Source organism: Pectobacterium colocasium (assembly GCF_020181655.1).
In the GTDB taxonomy this organism is placed as follows: domain Bacteria; phylum Pseudomonadota; class Gammaproteobacteria; order Enterobacterales; family Enterobacteriaceae; genus Pectobacterium; species Pectobacterium colocasium.
Map to the genome: position 1 here is coordinate 1,396,976 of NZ_CP084032.1, position 17,736 is coordinate 1,414,711.

Sequence of the window (17,736 nt, forward strand, 5' to 3'; positions counted from 1 at the left end):
TTTCACAGGTTTCATCGTACCGCCTTACTCCCGGTGGTAAGGGTGATTAGTCGTAATGCTCCATGCACGATACAGGCTCTCCGCGACCAGTACACGGACGAGCGGGTGCGGCAGCGTTAATGGCGAGAGTGACCAGCTTTGCTCCGCCGCCGCTTTGCATTCTGGCGCAAGGCCTTCGGGCCCGCCAATCAGCAGGCTGACGTCGCGCCCGTCCTGCTTCCAGCGCTCCAGTTGCTGCGCCAATTGCGGTGTCTCCCAGCGAGTCCCTGGAATATCCAGCGTCACAATGCGGTTGCCTTTGCCGACCGCAGCCAGCATCTGTTCGCCTTCACGCTCCAGAATGCGTTTGATATCCGCATTTTTGCCTCGTTTCCCTGCCGGAATTTCGAGTAGTTCGAAAGGCATGTCCTTGGGAAAACGGCGCAGATAATCGGTGAAACCAGTCTGCACCCAGTCAGGCATTTTGGTGCCAACGGCGACCAGTTGCAGTTTCATGCTAGCCCCACAGTTTTTCCAATTCGTACAGCTGGCGACTTTCTTCTTGCATGACGTGAACCATGACGTCACCCAAATCGACAACAACCCAGTCAGCGGCGCTTTCGCCTTCGACACCGAGTGGGATCAGACCTGCGGCGCGTGAAGATTGCACGACGTGATCGGCAATAGACGCGACGTGGCGCGTAGAGGTTCCCGTACAGATAACCATGTAATCGGTAATGCTGGATTTACCCTGCACGTTAAGTGCAACGATATCCTGGGCTTTTAAGTCATCGACCTTATCAATAACGAAATCTTGGAGTGCTTGGCCTTGCAAAGGTTCCCCCTCAATGGCGTTCTGTCTGTAACTGACAGATGCGTGTGGCGCTGAATTGTTTAGGAAAAACGTGAATCACCGAGTAATTGCCGAGAATTTCCGCTTTTCCCGGTGATTGAAACCAGCCGCGGAGTATATCACGCACTTTTACCGAGTGGTATAAAGCCCATGTCTGATGGACAGGAAAAGCGATGTTATTGGTATAGACCGTTTTCGTCGATATAACGGAGCACGGCGGGCGGTAATAAATCGTGGCAGTCGAGACCTTGCTGCCGACGTTGGCGAATGTCCGTGGCGGAAATGGTAACCAGCGGCGTGTCTGCCAAAAAGATCCGCCCATGCGGTTGGCGATGAAGATCGTCTGGCGTGTGGGTCAGATGATCGTCCAGCCACTGTTGTAACTCGGGCGTTTCCAGCGTCGAGCGATAGCCGGGGCGCGCGCACACCAGCAAATGGCAGACGTCGAGTAGATCCTGCCAGCGGTGCCAATGGTGTAGTGTCAGCAGCGAATCCTGCCCGATGATAAAGCCCAGCGGCGCATTGCGGCCTTTTTCAGTCCGCAGCGCCTCCAGCGTATCAATGGTATAGGAGGGGGTTTGCCGTTGCAGTTCACGGTCATCCACGGTGAAGAGCGGATTACCCTCAACGGCCAGTTCAGCCATATGAAAACGCTGTCGTGAAGTGGCTTCAGGCTGCTGCCGATGTGGCGGAACATTATTGGGCATCAGAACAACCTGAGTTAGCCCCACGAGATGTGCCAGTGCTGTCACTGGCTGAAGATGACCGTAATGAATCGGATCGAACGTGCCGCCAAAAAATGCGGTCAGCGGTGGCGTAGCGGGGGACTTATTCAAATGAATGCCTCCGGTAATGCTTTGCCGCATAGCAACATGGCAAGGGATTCGAGTTCAGACCAAACGGGCTGACCGTAGTCTTGCTTTAGTGTTATTTCCACCTGCGCCAGTAATCGCACAGCCTGCTGTAGTTGTTGAAGGGAAAGCCGCTGTAATGCCTGCGTGAGCAGGTCACGCCGATTTTGCCACACCTTTTGCTGATCGAATAAGGTACGCAGCGGTGTGCCTGACATACGCCGTTTCAGCGTTAACAGCTGTAGCAGCTCACGCTGTAGCGTGCGCAGCAAAATGACCGGTTCGCAATCTTCCTGTTTTAGCTGCTGCAAAATGTGCCAGGCGCGTTTGCCTTTGCCTGCCAGTAGCGCATCAAGCCAATGGAATGGCGTGAAGTGGGCGGCATCATTAACGGCGCTTTCCACGCGCGGCAGGGTCAGTTTGCCATCGGGATAAAGCAGCGCCAGCCGTTCTAACGCCTGAGACAGCGCGAGAAGGTTACCTTCATAGCAATAGCAAATGAGCTGCGTAGCCTGTTCATCCAGCGTCAATTTCATGGCTTTGGCTCGCTGAGCCACCCAGCGGGGAAGCTGTGCCTGTTCCGGCGTGAGACAGTTGATATAGACGCTGTCTTGCGCAAGCGCTTTGAACCAGGCGCTGTTTTCCTGCGCTTTGGTCAGCTTATGACCGCGCAGAATCAGCAAAATATCGGGGTGCAAGAGTCCGGAAAGCTTGACCAGGTTTTCGCTTATCGCGGCATTTGGGCCGTTTTCCGGCAGAACCAGTAGGAGCGATTGGCGTGAGGCAAACAGGCTGAGCGCCTGACAGGTGCTGAAAATCGCATCCCAATCGGTATGCGGGTCCAGGATGAAGCTGAAATGCTCGCTGAATTCGTGCTGTTGAGCGACCCGTTTAATGCTGTCTAGGCTTTCCTGTAGCAGGAGTGGGTCTGCACCAAAGACCAAATAACAACCGCGCAGCCCCTCATGGAGTTGCGCGGTGAGTTGCTCGGGGTACAGCCGAATCATGAACGCGTGGCGGCAGTAGTGGAATCGGTGGACTGCAACCGATTTTTGACTTCCTGGCTACCGTTGATGGTCAGCAATTTACGCACCAGTTGCTGGGCAGCCTGCTCGCGCATTTCCTGACGAACGATGTCCTGTTCGGCATCTTTCGCCAGTGCAGCCAGCGGGTTATCAAAGAACGTGCGGAACACCGTCACGCTGAGCGGATAAATGTCTTCACCCGGTATCAGCACCTGTGCCTGCAATGTCAGCACCATCTGGTACTCCGCCGTTTTACCGTCCTGAAAAATAGAAACGGTATCGCGCGTTTCGCTTGAGCCCAGTACCCGCAGAGACGGGATATCCTGGCGCGTCGCATCGTCAACGATTTTCACATCGCTGAGGCGGAGCTGCTCGCGTACTGCACGCGTGAGCGGGCCATAAGGGTCACTGCTGTCAAGCACCAGCGTTTGTAGCTGCGCAGGCACTTGTGTTGTGCCACGCAGATGAAAACCGCAGCCAGCGGTGATTAACACCGCCAGCCCCAGCAACAACGTGAATAGACGATGTCGCACAGTTCCTCCTTGCCTTAACCCACAACCAGGTTAAGCAGTTTGCCAGGGACATAAATCACTTTACGAACCGTGACGCCGTCCAGATATTTCGCGACCAGCGGTTCCTGAGCAGCGCGTTCGCGAACCTGTTCTTCGCTCGCGTCAGCGGCAACGGTAATTTTACCACGAACTTTACCGTTAACCTGCACGACGACCAGCTTGGAATCTTCAACCATTGCACTCTCATCTGCAACCGGCCACGGCGCGGTATCGATGTCGCCTTCGCCTTGCAGCGCTTGCCACAGAGTGAAGCAGACGTGCGGTGTGAACGGATAGAGCATACGAACAACGGCCAGCAGCGTTTCCTGCGTCAGTGCGCGATCCTGATCGCTGTCCTGCGGCGCTTTCGCCAGTTTGTTCATCAGCTCCATGATGGCGGCGATGGCGGTGTTGAAGGTTTGACGACGGCCGATATCATCGGTCACTTTCGCGATCGTTTTGTGCAGATCGCGGCGCAGTGATTTCTGATCTTCGTTCAGCGTCGCGACATCCAGCGCCGTTACCGCACCTTTCTCGGTGTGCTCAAAGGCTTGTCTCCAGACGCGTTTCAGGAAGCGGTTCGCACCTTCTACACCGGATTCCTGCCATTCCAGCGTCATTTCCGCCGGAGACGCAAACATCATGAACAGACGCACGGTATCTGCACCGTATTTCTCTACCATGACCTGTGGGTCGATGCCGTTGTTTTTAGACTTCGACATTTTGCTCATGCCCGCGTAGATCACGTCGCGGCCTTCATTATCCACAGCTTTAACGATGCGGCCTTTGTCATCACGCTCAACGGTGACGTCGATAGGTGAAACCCAGACGCGCTCGCCGTTATTGCCTAGATAATAGAAGGCATCGGCCAGCACCATGCCCTGACACAGCAGGCGCTTGGCTGGTTCGTCAGACGTTACCAAACCCGCGTCGCGCATCAGCTTGTGGAAGAAGCGGAAATACATCAGGTGCATGATGGCGTGTTCGATACCGCCAACATATTGGTCAACGGGCAGCCAGTAGTTGGCGGCGGCCGGATCCAGCATTCCCTGATCGTACTGTGGGCAGGTGTAGCGCGCGTAGTACCAGGACGATTCCATAAAGGTGTCGAACGTATCGGTTTCACGCAGCGCAGGTTGACCGTTAACGGTAGTCTTCGCCCATTCCGGGTTAGATTTCAGTGGGCTGGTGATGCCATCCATCACAACATCTTCCGGCAGGATCACCGGCAACTGATCTTCTGGCGTCGGGATGACGGTACCGTCTTCCAGCGTCACCATCGGAATTGGCGCGCCCCAGTAACGCTGACGGGAGACACCCCAGTCGCGCAGGCGATAGTTGACTTTGCGCTCGCCAATGCCTTTTGCTACCAGTTTGTCGGCAATAGCATTGAAAGCGGCGTCGAAATCCAGACCATCAAACTCGCCAGAATTGAACAGACGGCCTTTTTCCGTCATCGCTTCGGCGGACAGATCGGGTTCGCTGTCGTCAGCGTTCAGAATAACCGGCTTAATGGACAGATCGTATTTGGTGGCAAATTCCCAGTCGCGCTGGTCGTGGCCCGGAACGGCCATCACTGCACCTGTGCCGTATTCCATCAGGACGAAGTTGGCGACCCAGATAGCGACTTTTTCGCCGTTCAGCGGGTGAATAGCATACAGGCCAGTCGCCATGCCTTTTTTCTCCATCGTCGCCATATCGGCTTCGGCGACTTTGGTATTACGGCATTCTGCAATGAAATCGGTCAGTGCCGGGTTCGTGGCAGCGGCCTGTGCGGCAAGAGGGTGGCCTGCGGCAACAGCGACGTACGTCACGCCCATGAACGTATCCGGGCGCGTGGTGTAAACGGTCAACTTCTCGTTGCTGTCCGCTACGTCAAAGGTGATTTCCACCCCTTCAGAACGGCCGATCCAGTTACGCTGCATGGTTTTGACCTGCTCAGGCCAGCTTTCCAGCGTATCCAGATCGTTCAGCAATTGGTCTGCATAAGCGGTGATTTTGATAAACCACTGCGGAATCTCTTTGCGCTCAACTTTGGTATCGCAACGCCAGCAGCAGCCATCGATAACCTGCTCGTTCGCCAGTACAGTCTGGTCGTTCGGGCACCAGTTAACGGCGGAGGTTTTTTTATAAACCAGACCTTTCTCGTACAGCTTGGTGAAGAACCATTGTTCCCAGCGGTAGTAGTCTGGTTTACAGGTCGCGACTTCGCGATCCCAGTCATAGCCAAAGCCCAGCAGTTTAAGCTGGTTTTTCATGTAGTCGATATTGGCGTAAGTCCAGGGCGCTGGTGCGGTGTTGTTTTTGACCGCAGCCCCTTCTGCTGGCAGACCAAAGGCATCCCAACCGATCGGTTGCAGAACGTTTTTACCCAGCATGCGCTGATAACGGGAGATCACGTCGCCGATGGTGTAGTTACGGACGTGGCCCATATGTAGTCGGCCAGAAGGGTAAGGCAGCATGGAAAGGCAATAGTATTTTTCCTTGCCGGGCTGTTCGGTGACTTTAAATGTCTGCTTCTCTTGCCAGTGAAGCTGGACGTCCGCTTCTATCTCTTCTGGGCGGTATTGCTCTTGCATGGCTGCCAGGGGTCCTGTTTAGTGAAGAATCGCTACGTGTGAGTAGCCTGTTCTGATTCATAACAAAAGATCCGCATAGCATAGCCGTAAGCGGCGCGTGCAACAACACCCAGCGCCCGACTGAGGAATATTTCTGCTCTGTGAGCGACAGACTGCGAGGCGTTGCGCAAATTGGCGACAATTTATCAGGCGTACCGAAAAAATAATCTAAAATAGAGAGAGATAGGCAACGTATCGGTTTTGGCTTGGTGTGCCAGACGGAGAATAGTTGTGCTTTATCGCCCTTCAATCCGCTTATTCAGGAGGAAGCATGAATAAACTAGCCCGCTATTACCGCGAGTTAATGGCTTCAGTGACGGCCCGGCTGAACAACGGTGAGCGCGATCTCGATAGTCTGGTGCTGAGCGCCCGCAAAACCTTGCAGGAAGGTTCGGAGCTGACGCAGAAAGAAATAGAACAGGTCATTCAGGCTGTTCAGCGCGATCTCGAAGAGTTTGCCCGCAGCTATAACGAAAGTCAGGATGCGTTTACCGACAGCGTTTTTATGCGAGTTATCAAGGAAAGTCTGTGGCAGGAACTCGCGGATATTACGGATAAAACCCAGCTGGAGTGGCGTGAGATTTTTAAAGATGTGAACCATCACGGGGTGTATCACAGCGGTGAAGTGGTGGGGCTAGGTAATCTGGTGTGTGAGAACTGCCACCACCATATTGCGTTCTACACGCCGGAGGTTTTGCCACTCTGCCCGAAATGCTCGCATGACCTGTTCCACCGCCAGCCATTTCAGCCGTAAGGCTGTTGGGGCGGCGAGCGGTGGTAATGGGTAGATCGTAAAGACGCTGCAAGTACGTCCCTGTAAGCTCGAGCCGCGCCATCCCTGGCGCGGACGCTTTACTCTTCTATCCCATTACCACCGTTCTAGTCCTACAAAGTATTCCTGCAGATATTAATGCAGGATTTTCGCCAGGAAGTCTTTCGCACGTTCGGACTGTGGGTTATTGAAGAAATCATCCTTGCGGGTGTCTTCAACGATTTTTCCCTCGTCCATAAAGATCACACGGTGCGCCACTTTACGGGCAAAGCCCATTTCATGGGTGACGACCATCATGGTCATGCCTTCTTGTGCCAATTCGACCATGACGTCCAGCACTTCGTTGATCATTTCTGGATCGAGTGCGGATGTCGGCTCATCAAATAGCATCGCGATAGGATCCATACACAGTGCGCGGGCGATAGCGACACGCTGCTGCTGACCACCGGAAAGTTGCCCCGGATATTTGTTAGCGTGTGCTGCCAGCCCAACGCGTTCCAACAGCTTCTGCGCTTTGGCTTTGGCATCTTCACGCTTACGTTTCAGCACTTTTACCTGCGCGAGCGTTAGGTTCTCGATAATCGACAGATGCGGGAACAGTTCAAAGTGCTGGAACACCATCCCGACTTTGGAACGTAGCTGAGCCAGATTGGTTTTTTTATCGTTAACGGCAGTCCCGTTGACGGTAATTTCACCTTGTTGGATCGGTTCCAGGCCATTTACGGTTTTGATCAGGGTTGATTTGCCGGAGCCTGAAGGCCCACAGACGACCACGACTTCACCTTTTTTTACTTCTGTGGAGCAGTCGGCTAGCACCTGAAATTGGCCGTACCATTTAGAAACATTTTTCAGGGAAATCATCAAACCGTCCTTTTTTTCAGGTAACTGACCAGCATTGAGGCTGAAATGCTGAAGATAAAATAAATGAACCCGGCAAACAGGATCATTTCAACTTGTGTTCCGTCACGCTCACCGATGGTTGAGGCGGTACGGAAGAAATCTGCGAGGCTGAGCACGTAAACCAACGACGTATCCTGAAACAGGACAATCCCTTGTGTCAGCAGCAATGGCACCATGGCGCGGAATGCCTGTGGCAGAATAACCAACTTCATGGATTGCCAGTGTGTCATGCCTAATGCAAGCGCCGCGGAGGATTGGCCGCGCGATATGCTGAGGATACCCGCACGAATGATTTCAGAATAATAGGCTGCCTCGAACAGCGAGAAGGCTACCATAGCTGAAATCAGTCGAATATCGGTTTTCGGCGACAGCCCAAGCACATTTTGTAATAAGCTAGGAACCACCAGATAGAACCACAGCAGCACCATAACAAGTGGAACGGAGCGGAACAGGTTCACATACAGTTTGGCGAACCAACTGATGGGCTTGATCGGCGACAGACGCATGACTGCCAGAATCGTGCCCCACACAATCCCGAATACCACCGCCGTCAGCGTAATTTTCAGTGTAACGACCATTCCCTGGATCAGGTACGGCATGCTTGGCCCAATTGAGCTCCAGTCAAATTCATACATGATTTATTTGCTCCCCATATTGCCCGGCAAACGGGTTTTTCGCTCAACGACCTGCATAATCAACATAATGATGGCATTGATGCCAACGTACGCTAGCGTGATGGCGGTGAAGGATTCATACGCGTGGGCGGAATAGTCCAGCAGTTTCCCCGCCTGTGCGGCCATATCCACCAGACCAATCGTAGAAGCGATGGCTGAGTTTTTGACCAGGTTCAGCATTTCCGACGTCAACGGTGGAACAATCACGCGGTATGCATTCGGCAGTAATACATAGCGATAAGTTTGTGGCAGCGTCAGGCCCATTGCCAGACCGGCGGCTTTCTGTCCGCGCGGTAGCGATTGAATCCCCGCACGCACCTGCTCACAAACGCGCGCTGCGGTGAAGAGCCCCAGACAAATCATTGATGACAGGAAGAACTGAATATTTGGGTCTAGCTCGGCTTTAAACCACATGCCGATGCTGGCAGGAAGCAGTTCGGGAACGACCAGATACCAGGTAAAGAACTGGACAATCAGCGGAACGTTACGAAATAGCTCGACGTAGCAGGTACCAATGCCCGCAACAAAACGGTTCGGGACGGTACGCAAGATGCCAAATAAAGAGCCAACGATAAAGGCGATAATCCAGGCGCAGATAGACAATGTGACGGTGACTTGCAGACCGGACAAAATCCACCCGAGGTAGGTTGTGTTGCCGAAAGGGGCGGCTTGTAGAAATATGCCCCAGTTCCAATCTATAGACATAACGAACTCCGGTAAAAAAAGGGTAGCGAAGCTACCCTGAAGATTGATGAGCGGCCATATCCCCGTTCTGTTTCAAACTACAGGCGTATTGTTTGTTTTCCTGTTTATCGAAATTTCTTGGGGCAACATGTGATGGGGAACGACCATCACATGCCTGTCTGTCCTGCCACGAATCAGCAATCAGAGGGCAGGTGACTCTGCCCTTATTCTCATTATTAATTAGTTTAGCGCTTTGTCATTTGGCGCTTTGAACAAGGCTTTCATTTCATCTGACAGTTCAAAGTTCAGGTTAAGATCTTTTGGTGGAATAGGCTGTTTAAACCAGCGATCGAACCATTTCTCAGCTTCACCGGAGGTCTGGACTTCAGCGATGGTGTCATCAACCAGTTTCTTAAATTGCGGGTCGTCTTTACGCAGCATACAGCCGTAGGCTTCTTCCGACTGCGCTTTGCCGACGATGTCCCACTGATCGGCGTTTTTCGCTTTTGCACGTTCACCCGCCAGCAGAGCATCATCCATCATAAAGGCCACAGCACGGCCGCTTTCCAGCGTACGGAAGGAGTCGCCGTGGTCTTTCGCGCTGATGATGCGCATTTTCAGCTGTTTTTCTTCATTCAGCTTATTCAGCAGAACTTCAGAAGTGGTGCCGGAGGTGACGACCACCGTTTTACCCGCCAGATCCGGAAAGTCTTTTATGCCGGAGTCTTTTTTGGTTAACAGGCGCGTACCGACCACGAAGATGGTGTTAGAGAATGCGGCTTGTTTCTGGCGTTCCAGGTTGTTGGTCGTTGAACCACATTCAAAATCGAATGTACCATTCTGCAACAGAGGGATACGGTTCTGAGAGGTGATAGGGAGTAGCTTGACCTGCAGGTTAGGCGCATCCAGTTTTTTCTTAACCGCTTCGACAATTTTGTCAGAGTAGGCCTGAGAGTAACCGACCACTTTTTGCGTGTTGTCATAGTAAGAAAAAGGCACGGACGACTCGCGGTGTCCAATGACGATCACGCCATTATCTTTGACCTTCTTCAGGGTACCGGTCAGGTCTTCAGCCTGAGCTACGCTGGCGGCAGTGCCAAGCAGAAGCAGTGATAATGCCAGTTTACGCATTTGCATGTTCTAACTCCTTTGCTGTCGTTGCAGTGCAATAGTTATAGCGCTGTCATTAATAACCGTATGGTTAATGTGCAAGTTATCTTCGTCTTCACGTTAAACAGCGTATCGCTGCATCACTCATAACGCTTTGCGACTTCTCTGTGATAACGCTGCACCGTTAAAGCGCGAAGTTACTGTCTCTACAGTTAAAAAGTAGCTGATTGTAAATAGATTGAAATGGAAATGTTTGTTTTTTGCGATATCCGCCGCACCAAATAGCTGCAATGTCAGTGTGTGGCACCAATTTGGTGCGTTACTTGCTCCAATAGAGAGCCTGAAGCCGACGCAATATCCAAAAAAATACAGAAACAACCTTTTACAGGGTAATAACAGGCAAATACCGTGCCATAAATAAAAAAGGCATGCAAAAGCATGCCCTTAAGGAAGTGAGAGGGGAGTGGTTATCGGCGACGTAAAACGGAGAAAACGGTAACGATGCCGCCAAGAAGCGTAATGATCCAGAGTGGCCAGGAACCGAAGCGTGCATAAGGTGTGAGTCCGGTTGCTGGCACAACCGGTGTATCCAGGACCGCACGCGTAAACTGCGGCAGGCTGGCGCTGACATTGCCATCTGGCGTGATCACCGCGGTGACGCCGTTGTTGGTACTACGAACCAGAGGACGCCCTAATTCCAGCGCGCGCATGCGTGCCATCTGAAAATGCTGCCACGGCCCGATCGAATGACCAAACCAGGCATCGTTCGAGATAGTCAGCAGCATATCGGTGTCTGGCCGGAAGTTATCCCGCAGCTGTTGGCCTAAAATTATCTCATAACAAATGGCGGCATTAAGTTTAAAGCCATGAACCGAAAGCTGAGGCTGAACGTAGTTTCCCCGGCTGAACGACGACATAGGGAGATCGAAGAACGGCGCCAGCGGGCGTAACAGCGTTTCCAATGGAACAAACTCGCCAAAAGGCACCAGATGGTTTTTGTTGTAACGGTTCGTTGTCGGGTAGTGATACGGATCTTTGTCGCCTAAAACGATAACGGAGTTATAAAAATCGGTTTTGTTACCCTCACGCCGGATATCGACGATACCCGTAATCAGGCTGCTATTGCGGCTACGCAAGATATCGTCAATCTGCTTCAGATAAGCACCCTGACGGCTTTCAATATCAGGAATCGCCGTTTCCGGCCAGATAACGATAGGGGCTTTGTCCATGTAGGGCAGGCTGTTATCCAGATAGATCCGCAGCGTGTTCAGCAGCTCATCCTGTTCCCATTTCACAGCCTGAGGGATATTACCCTGTACCAGTGCGACATTGACGGCGCGTTCAGGTTGCAGGGTGTACCATTGCACGTTGCGCAGCGGCCAGGATAAAACGAAAACGCCAATAGCAATAGCAGCCGGGGCGGCTTTGCGTTGATTGATGGCATAAACGAGTAGACCGCTGAGGCTCATCAACAGGAAGGTAATGGTGTCGATGCCCAGAATGGGGGCAATACCTTTTAGCGGGCCGTCAATTTGGCTGTAGCCGAATTGCAGCCACGGAAAACCAGTAAGCACCCAGCCGCGGAGAAATTCGGTTAGCTGCCAGAGCACGGGAGCGGCCAGTGTCAGACGCAGCAGCGTTGTCTTCGGGCTGATACGTGAGAGCAGGGTGGCAAACAGCAGTGGGTAGAGCGACAAATAGGCCGCCAGCAAAATGACCAGTGCGACATTTACAGGCCCCGGCATCCCGCCAAACTGCGCGATACTGACATAAACCCAGTTAATGCCGCTGCCGAACAGGCCTAACCCCCAGCAAAACCCTATCCAGGCTGACTGACGGCTAGTGCGGTTCAGCGTCAGCGCCTGTAGACCCATAAGCGAGATAATCGCCGCAGGCCAGAAATCAAAGGGGGAAAATGCCAGTGTGCCACAGGCACCAAATAAGAGCGCCAGCAGGGCTTTGACCTGCTGGCGTTGTAGAAAAGAAGCGACAACCGTTGCCAAATTATTCTTCCAATTTTGGTTGAGGGGCATCGTCAGGGATTCTGACATGAACCTGGATAATACGGCGGCTGTCCGCCATCGCCACCTTAAACAGGTAACCTTCTATGTCGATAGTTTCGCCTCGGGCAGGGAGGTGACCAAAAGACTGCATAACCAAGCCGCCAATGGTGTCGACTTCGTCATCGCTGAACCGTGTACCGAAAGCCTCATTGAAATCTTCGATATCGGTTAATGCCCGCACGGTGTAGGTCTGGCGATTAAGCTGACGAATATCTCTGTCTTCTTCGTCGTCGTATTCGTCTTCAATCTCACCGACAATCAGCTCAAGAATATCTTCAATCGTGACCAGGCCGGAGACGCCACCAAATTCATCGATGACAATCGCCATGTGATAGCGCAGCGAGCGGAATTCGTTCAGCATTCTATCAACGCGTTTACTTTCCGGCACCACAACAGCGGAGCGCAGAACTTTATCCATACTGAAAGGCTCAGAATCACTGCGCATAAACGGCAGCAAATCCTTCGCCATCAGGATGCCTTCAATGTGGTCTTTATCTTCGCTAATAACGGGGAAACGGGAATGAGCGGATTCGATAATCACGTCCAGACACTCTTCCAGCGTTTGATCGCGCTTGAGCGTAATCATCTGCGAGCGAGGGATCATGATGTCGCGTACACGCTGGTCGGCGATATCCATGACGCCTTCGAGCATATCTCGTGTTTCAGGATCGATCAGGTCATTCTGTTCGGAATCACGAATCAGAGTGAGTAAACCGTTACGATCTTTTGGCTCGCCGTGAAAAAGCTGATTAAGAATAAGAGAAAAGAAGCCCTTTTTGGGACTGGGTGCATCGCTGTTTTGAGAATGGTCGTCGCTCATGCGTTTTAATTAACATCACTCTTGTTAAAGGATTATTGCCAGCAACTGGAAGCGGCACAGTCGCTGATGTGTGAAGATATAAATGCCCGATATCTTCCCGATCTCGGGCTAGATAAAATGTATTTCTATTTATTCGGTGAGACCATCTTTTTCTGCAAGGTAAGGATCGGCATAGCCCATACTTTGCATAATCTCGGTTTCCAGCGCTTCCATTTCTTCGGCTTCACTGTCTTCGATATGGTCATACCCTAGCAGATGCAGGCTACCATGGACAACCATGTGCGCCCAGTGCTCTTCTACGGTTTTTTCCTGCTCTGCGGCTTCTTGCTCGACAACCTGACGGCAGATGATTAAATCGCCAAGCAGAGGAAGTTCGACCTCAGGCGGAGCCTCAAAAGGGAACGACAGCACGTTGGTCGGCTTGTCTTTCCCGCGATAGGTGTTATTCAGGTCGCGGCTTTCAGATTCATCCACGATACGGATTGTGACTTCAGAGACTTCCTGAAACTGCGGCAGAACGCCTTCCAGCCAGCGCTGAAAGTCTTTCTCTTCCGGTAGCCCTTGTTCTTGCTCGCTGGCGATTTGTAAATCGAGAATCACCTGACTCATTTTTGCTCCTGATCTGATGCCGCAGCCTGTGCTTCACGCTTACGTTGTTCGGCTAAGGCGTCTTTACGTTTCTGCTCGGCATTTTCCCACGCTTCATAGGCATTCACAATCCGCGCGACCACAGGATGGCGCACCACGTCTTCGCTGTGGAAAAAGTTAAAGCTGATCTCTTCCACATCGGCCAGCACTTCAATGGCGTGGCGTAAGCCGGATTTCAGATTCTTCGGCAGATCGATCTGCGTGACGTCACCGGTAATAACGGCTTTTGAGTTGAACCCGATACGCGTCAGGAACATTTTCATCTGTTCGATGGTGGTGTTCTGGCTTTCATCGAGGATGATAAAAGCATCGTTCAGCGTTCGTCCACGCATATAAGCCAGTGGCGCGACTTCAATGACGTTACGTTCGATGAGCTTTTCGACACGCTCAAAGCCCAGCATTTCAAACAGGGCATCATAAAGTGGACGCAGGTAGGGATCGACTTTCTGGCTCAGATCGCCAGGCAGGAAGCCCAGTTTCTCACCGGCTTCGACCGCGGGGCGCGTTAGCAGGATACGGCGAATATCCTGACGTTCCAATGCATCGACGGCGGCAGCGACGGCTAAGTAGGTTTTCCCTGTGCCTGCCGGGCCAACGCCGAATGTGATGTCGTGATCGAGGATATTGGCGACATACTGCGCCTGATTTGGCGTGCGCGGTTTGATTACGCCGCGCTTGGTGCGGATATTGACCACTTTGCCATAGTCAGGTACGTGTTCCGCAGACTGCTCCAGCACGCGGGATTCTTTAATCGCAAGGTGAATTTGCTCAGGATCGATATCACCGATCACGCCACGTACCGGAGCCGTATCGACATACAGACGTTGCAGAATATCAGAGGCAGCTTGCGTCAGCAGGTGTTTGCCGACCAGTTTAAACTGATTATCCCGTCGATTGATCTCGATGCCTAAACGACGCTCTAACTGCTTAATATTGTCATCAAATGGACCGCAAAGGCTGAGCAGGCGTTGGTTATCTGCGGGTTCAAGGGCAATCTCTTTTGTCGTTACGTTCAAATTATTCCTCTTGAGCGTTGCTGTGCTGGCGCTATTCTGCCTGCACAAAATGAATAGTTGTCAGACGGTCTGATGTGTCCGCCCTATGAATGAATTATTCATCGTGAATGCCTGATGGTGCAAGTCACAATAATGATATTGGGATGCTGCTTCGCAAAAGCAAATGTAAGCACGATGAAATTAAAACAGATGGTGAAGAGGGGCTGTCGCAAGAAAACGCCTGTGCGTTTTTAACGCGGTAAAGCCCGGCCCGCAAAGGTGACGGATCTTCTTGTCCGTCATAAAAAATGGTTCATCGCGCTTAAGCGTGAACCAATAGAAAACGGCGGTAAAAGTGGTTAGTTTTGTATTCGCCAAAACACCAACCGACCACTCAACCGCCGTCTGCCATGAATGCTAACCTCTCTTCCCTTTTCTGGGAAGGCTTTACCGTTGACTCCTTTTCCCATTCCTCATCTGATGCGCTGCTTATTACGCTTCGCCCAGACCCCCGTTTTGCACCCCAGTGCCGCCGATGTGGCCGAAGAGACTGTGCCGTTCATGATGTCTCTGTACGTCAGGTTCGTGAGCGGGATTTGCTGCACTGGCGCGTCACCCTTCTGGTTCCTGTTCGTCGTCTTCGCTGCGCCTGCTGCGGTGTTGCCACCGAACGTATCTCCTGGTTGCCTGAGAGGCAGCGTTACACCTCTAAATTATCCGTCTGGGTTGAGTCTCTTAGCCGTCTACTCCCCGTGAAGCACGTAGCACAGCTGACAGGCCTGCACTGGCACACCATCAAGAATATCGACCTCCGCCGTTTGCGTCGGGAATTGCAGGAGCCAGAGCGACATACACTTCGCCGCCTGATAATGGATGAGTTCGCCCTGTTTAAAGGTCATCGCTATGCCACTGTGGTCGTGGACGCTGATACGCAGCAGGTGCTGTGGGTCGGGGAAGGTCGCAGCCGCGCGGCCTTCCGCCCGTTCTTCACCTGGCTGGGACCGGAAGGCTGCGCGGCTATCGAGTCTGTCGCAATGGACATGAACACGGCGCTGGACCTTGAAGTCAGGGAGCAATGCCCACAGGCGGAAGTGGTCTATGATTTGTTCCACGTGGTGGCGAAGTTCGGTCGCGAGGTCATCGACAGGGTGCGGGTTGACCAGGCGAATCAGCTACGTGACAACGCGAAAACCCGGAAGGTTATCAAGCGCAGCCGCTGGCTGTTGCTGCGTAACGCTGAAAATCTGCCAGCAGGTCATGATGTAAAGCTGGCAGAGTTGCTGGAGGCCAACCAGCCGCTGAACACCGTGTACGTGATGAAAACTGCGCTGAAAGAGCTGTGGTATGCGCCGGATAAGGAGGTGGCCCGGCATCGCTGGGATGAATGGTACAGGCAGTCTCAGGAGAGCGATATAAAAGCGCTGCAGCAGTTCGCAGATAAGCTCAAGGGCTACGTGAGCGGGATAATCGCCAGTGCTGAACATCGTCTGAATACGAGTGTGCTGGAGGGGATGAATAACAAAATCAAGGTACTAAAGCGAATGGCTTATGGATACCGGGATAACGACTACTTCTTCCTGAAAATTAAAGCAGCGTTCCCCGGTAAAACGCGATGAACCTAAAAAATGGGTGGCAAAGCCACCCATCGTCACGCTAAGACGTTGATAACCGTCGATTACGGTTGGTAGAACCCGACGCCGATCTCATTCTCTTTACGAGTCCGTGCAATCACGGAAGACGGTGATTCATGTACGCGTAGATCCATTTGATCTTCGGTGCGCACCACGATGCCGCGCAGCGAATTGGTATAAACATCAACGATTTCCACATCGACGAATTTACCGATCATATCCGGCGTGCCTTCGAAGTTAACGACGCGGTTGTTTTCTGTACGGCCAGACAGCTCCATCACGCTCTTACGCGAGGTGCCTTCTACCAGAATACGCTGGACGGTGCCCAACATGAGGCGACTGAAGCGCATCGCCTGCTGGGTAATACGTTCTTGCAGAAGGTACAGACGCTGCTTTTTCTCTTCTTCCGGCACGTCATCAACCATATCCGCTGCCGGGGTTCCCGGACGGGCGGAATAGACAAAGCTGTAGCTCATATCGAAATTGACATCGGCAATCAGCTTCATCGTTTGTTCAAAGTCAGCCTGCGTTTCGCCAGGGAAACCGACGATAAAGTCAGAACTGATCAGAATACCCGGACGCGCGTTGTGTAGCTTGCGGATAATCGCTTTGTATTCCAGCGCGGTATGACGGCGTTTCATCATCGTCAGCACGCGGTCAGAACCGCTTTGCACTGGCAAATGCAGGAAGCTGACCAGTTCCGGCGTGTCTTCATAGACGCTGATGATATCGTCTGTGAATTCAATGGGATGGCTGGTGGTAAAGCGGATACGGTCGATTCCGTCGATGGCGGCCACCAGACGCAGCAGTTCGGCAAAGGAGCAGATTTCACCGTCATAGGTTTCGCCGCGGTAGGCGTTAACGTTTTGCCCAAGAAGGTTGACTTCACGCACGCCTTGCGCGGCGAGTTGAGCGATTTCAAACAACACATCATCGCATGGGCGGCTAACTTCTTCGCCACGGGTATAAGGCACAACGCAGAATGTGCAATATTTATTGCAGCCTTCCATGATGGAGACGAATGCCGTCGGCCCTTCAGCGCGCGGTTCTGGCAGACGGTCAAATTTTTCGATTTCAGGGAAACTGATATCAACGATAGGGCTGCGGGTTCCCTGAACGTGGTTAATCATTTCCGGCAGGCGGTGCAAGGTTTGCGGGCCAAAGATAACGTCAACATAGTGCGCACGTTCGCGAATATGCGCGCCTTCCTGTGATGCAACGCAGCCACCGACGCCAATAATCAAATTCGGATTGAGATCTTTCAGCGTTTTCCAGCGGCCAAGTTGATGGAAGACCTTTTCCTGCGCCTTTTCACGGATCGAACAGGTATTGAGCAGCAGGACATCGGCTTCTTCAGCGATTTCAGTCAGCTCATAGCCGTGCGTACTTCCCAGTAAATCAGCCATCTTCGATGAATCGTACTCATTCATCTGACAGCCCCAAGTTTTAATAAGCAGTTTTTTTGTCATCGACTTGCCATTACTCAGTGCGGATAAGAAAGATTCCCCTCGCCCGTCATACTTCAAGTTACAGGTGTGTTGGCTTTCTTCACTCACCCCAGT

17 protein-coding genes are annotated in these 17,736 nt (G+C 52.4%); 2 read left to right on the plus strand and 15 right to left on the minus strand.

All coding sequences use genetic code 11. The features are described from left to right. Window positions 1-24: 24 nt before the first annotated feature. The 6 genes from rlmH to leuS all read right to left on the minus strand — a co-directional run bounded on the left by rlmH (window position 25) and on the right by leuS (window position 5,838). Window positions 25-495, minus strand: coding sequence for a 23S rRNA (pseudouridine(1915)-N(3))-methyltransferase RlmH (rlmH, locus tag LCF41_RS06160; RefSeq protein WP_015730925.1), 471 nt, complete (start codon window positions 493-495; stop codon window positions 25-27). A gap of 1 nt (window position 496) precedes the next feature. Continuing rightward, window positions 497-814: a ribosome silencing factor gene (gene rsfS / locus LCF41_RS06165; protein WP_010284049.1), complete on the minus strand. Its 318-nt coding sequence runs from the start codon at window positions 812-814 to the stop codon at window positions 497-499. A 194-nt stretch (window positions 815-1,008) separates the two neighbouring features. After that, on the minus strand, window positions 1,009-1,698 hold the full coding sequence (nadD, locus tag LCF41_RS06170) for a nicotinate-nucleotide adenylyltransferase (protein WP_225087316.1): 690 nt from the start codon (window positions 1,696-1,698) through the stop codon (window positions 1,009-1,011). Then, window positions 1,665-2,690, minus strand: coding sequence for a DNA polymerase III subunit delta (gene holA, locus LCF41_RS06175; protein WP_225087317.1), 1,026 nt, complete (start codon window positions 2,688-2,690; stop codon window positions 1,665-1,667). Before holA ends, nadD begins: the two co-directional genes overlap by 34 nt. Next, on the minus strand, window positions 2,687-3,241 hold the full coding sequence (lptE, locus tag LCF41_RS06180; protein WP_225087318.1) for an LPS assembly lipoprotein LptE: 555 nt from the start codon (window positions 3,239-3,241) through the stop codon (window positions 2,687-2,689). The genes holA and lptE overlap by 4 nt, the downstream gene beginning before the upstream one ends. A gap of 14 nt (window positions 3,242-3,255) precedes the next feature. Further along, a complete protein-coding gene (leuS, locus tag LCF41_RS06185) occupies window positions 3,256-5,838 on the minus strand; it encodes a leucine--tRNA ligase (protein ID WP_225087319.1) in 2,583 nt (860 codons plus the stop codon). Window positions 5,839-6,148: 310 nt separating this feature from the next. On the opposite strand from leuS, the gene LCF41_RS06190 reads away from it, so the two are divergent. Next, on the plus strand, window positions 6,149-6,631 hold the full coding sequence (locus LCF41_RS06190; protein WP_225087320.1) for a zinc ribbon-containing protein: 483 nt from the start codon (window positions 6,149-6,151) through the stop codon (window positions 6,629-6,631). 153 nt (window positions 6,632-6,784) lie between these two features. Here LCF41_RS06190 and LCF41_RS06195 read toward each other — a convergent pair whose 3' ends face one another. From LCF41_RS06195 to LCF41_RS06230, 8 genes are all read right to left on the minus strand, one after another. Further along, window positions 6,785-7,510: an amino acid ABC transporter ATP-binding protein gene (locus LCF41_RS06195; RefSeq protein WP_225087321.1), complete on the minus strand. Its 726-nt coding sequence runs from the start codon at window positions 7,508-7,510 to the stop codon at window positions 6,785-6,787. Beyond that, on the minus strand, window positions 7,510-8,184 hold the full coding sequence (gene gltK / locus LCF41_RS06200; protein ID WP_015839471.1) for a glutamate/aspartate ABC transporter permease GltK: 675 nt from the start codon (window positions 8,182-8,184) through the stop codon (window positions 7,510-7,512). The genes LCF41_RS06195 and gltK overlap by 1 nt, the downstream gene beginning before the upstream one ends. A 3-nt stretch (window positions 8,185-8,187) precedes the next feature. Continuing rightward, window positions 8,188-8,928, minus strand: a complete 741-nt coding sequence (locus tag LCF41_RS06205) for an amino acid ABC transporter permease (protein ID WP_225087322.1) — start codon at window positions 8,926-8,928, stop codon at window positions 8,188-8,190. A gap of 219 nt (window positions 8,929-9,147) precedes the next feature. Further along, window positions 9,148-10,044 carry an amino acid ABC transporter substrate-binding protein gene (locus LCF41_RS06210; RefSeq protein WP_225087323.1) on the minus strand — a complete coding sequence of 299 codons (897 nt, stop codon included), beginning with the start codon at window positions 10,042-10,044 and terminating at the stop codon, window positions 9,148-9,150. Between the two features lie 440 nt (window positions 10,045-10,484). Beyond that, window positions 10,485-12,020, minus strand: a complete 1,536-nt coding sequence (gene lnt / locus LCF41_RS06215) for an apolipoprotein N-acyltransferase (RefSeq protein WP_284144947.1) — start codon at window positions 12,018-12,020, stop codon at window positions 10,485-10,487. Between the two features lies 1 nt (window position 12,021). Beyond that, window positions 12,022-12,900 (minus strand): CNNM family magnesium/cobalt transport protein CorC, encoded by an 879-nt coding sequence (corC, locus tag LCF41_RS06220; protein WP_015839475.1) that lies wholly within the window; start codon window positions 12,898-12,900, stop codon window positions 12,022-12,024. Between the two features lie 129 nt (window positions 12,901-13,029). Next, window positions 13,030-13,509: an rRNA maturation RNase YbeY gene (ybeY, locus tag LCF41_RS06225; protein ID WP_225087325.1), complete on the minus strand. Its 480-nt coding sequence runs from the start codon at window positions 13,507-13,509 to the stop codon at window positions 13,030-13,032. Further along, the gene (locus LCF41_RS06230; protein WP_180742350.1) at window positions 13,506-14,564 is read right to left on the minus strand and encodes a PhoH family protein; all 1,059 of its coding nucleotides are present in this window, start codon (window positions 14,562-14,564) and stop codon (window positions 13,506-13,508) included. Before LCF41_RS06230 ends, ybeY begins: the two co-directional genes overlap by 4 nt. Before the next feature lie 389 nt (window positions 14,565-14,953). Between LCF41_RS06230 and LCF41_RS06235 the strand changes: the two genes are divergently transcribed. Further along, entirely contained in the window at window positions 14,954-16,159 is a 1,206-nt protein-coding gene (locus LCF41_RS06235; protein ID WP_225088111.1) for an ISL3 family transposase, read from the plus strand. 59 nt (window positions 16,160-16,218) lie between these two features. On the opposite strand, the gene miaB is transcribed toward LCF41_RS06235, so the two are convergent. Continuing rightward, on the minus strand, window positions 16,219-17,643 hold the full coding sequence (gene miaB / locus LCF41_RS06240) for a tRNA (N6-isopentenyl adenosine(37)-C2)-methylthiotransferase MiaB (protein WP_225087326.1): 1,425 nt from the start codon (window positions 17,641-17,643) through the stop codon (window positions 16,219-16,221). Window positions 17,644-17,736 lie beyond the last annotated feature (93 nt).

Excerpts from the sequence above, each read along its gene's own strand:
- rlmH (WP_015730925.1), bottom strand. The coding sequence starts at position 495 with ATGAAACTGCAACTGGTCGCCGTTGGCACCAAAATGCCTGACTGGGTG.
- nadD (WP_225087316.1), bottom strand. The coding sequence starts at position 1,698 with ATGCGGCAAAGCATTACCGGAGGCATTCATTTGAATAAGTCCCCCGCT.
- holA (WP_225087317.1), bottom strand. The coding sequence starts at position 2,690 with ATGATTCGGCTGTACCCCGAGCAACTCACCGCGCAACTCCATGAGGGG.
- leuS (WP_225087319.1), bottom strand. The coding sequence starts at position 5,838 with ATGCAAGAGCAATACCGCCCAGAAGAGATAGAAGCGGACGTCCAGCTT.
- LCF41_RS06190 (WP_225087320.1), top strand. The coding sequence starts at position 6,149 with ATGAATAAACTAGCCCGCTATTACCGCGAGTTAATGGCTTCAGTGACG.
- LCF41_RS06195 (WP_225087321.1), bottom strand. The coding sequence starts at position 7,510 with ATGATTTCCCTGAAAAATGTTTCTAAATGGTACGGCCAATTTCAGGTG.
- gltK (WP_015839471.1), bottom strand. The coding sequence starts at position 8,184 with ATGTATGAATTTGACTGGAGCTCAATTGGGCCAAGCATGCCGTACCTG.
- LCF41_RS06205 (WP_225087322.1), bottom strand. The coding sequence starts at position 8,928 with ATGTCTATAGATTGGAACTGGGGCATATTTCTACAAGCCGCCCCTTTC.
- LCF41_RS06210 (WP_225087323.1), bottom strand. The coding sequence starts at position 10,044 with ATGCAAATGCGTAAACTGGCATTATCACTGCTTCTGCTTGGCACTGCC.
- corC (WP_015839475.1), bottom strand. The coding sequence starts at position 12,900 with ATGAGCGACGACCATTCTCAAAACAGCGATGCACCCAGTCCCAAAAAG.
- ybeY (WP_225087325.1), bottom strand. The coding sequence starts at position 13,509 with ATGAGTCAGGTGATTCTCGATTTACAAATCGCCAGCGAGCAAGAACAA.
- LCF41_RS06235 (WP_225088111.1), top strand. The coding sequence starts at position 14,954 with ATGAATGCTAACCTCTCTTCCCTTTTCTGGGAAGGCTTTACCGTTGAC.
- miaB (WP_225087326.1), bottom strand. The coding sequence starts at position 17,643 with ATGACAAAAAAACTGCTTATTAAAACTTGGGGCTGTCAGATGAATGAG.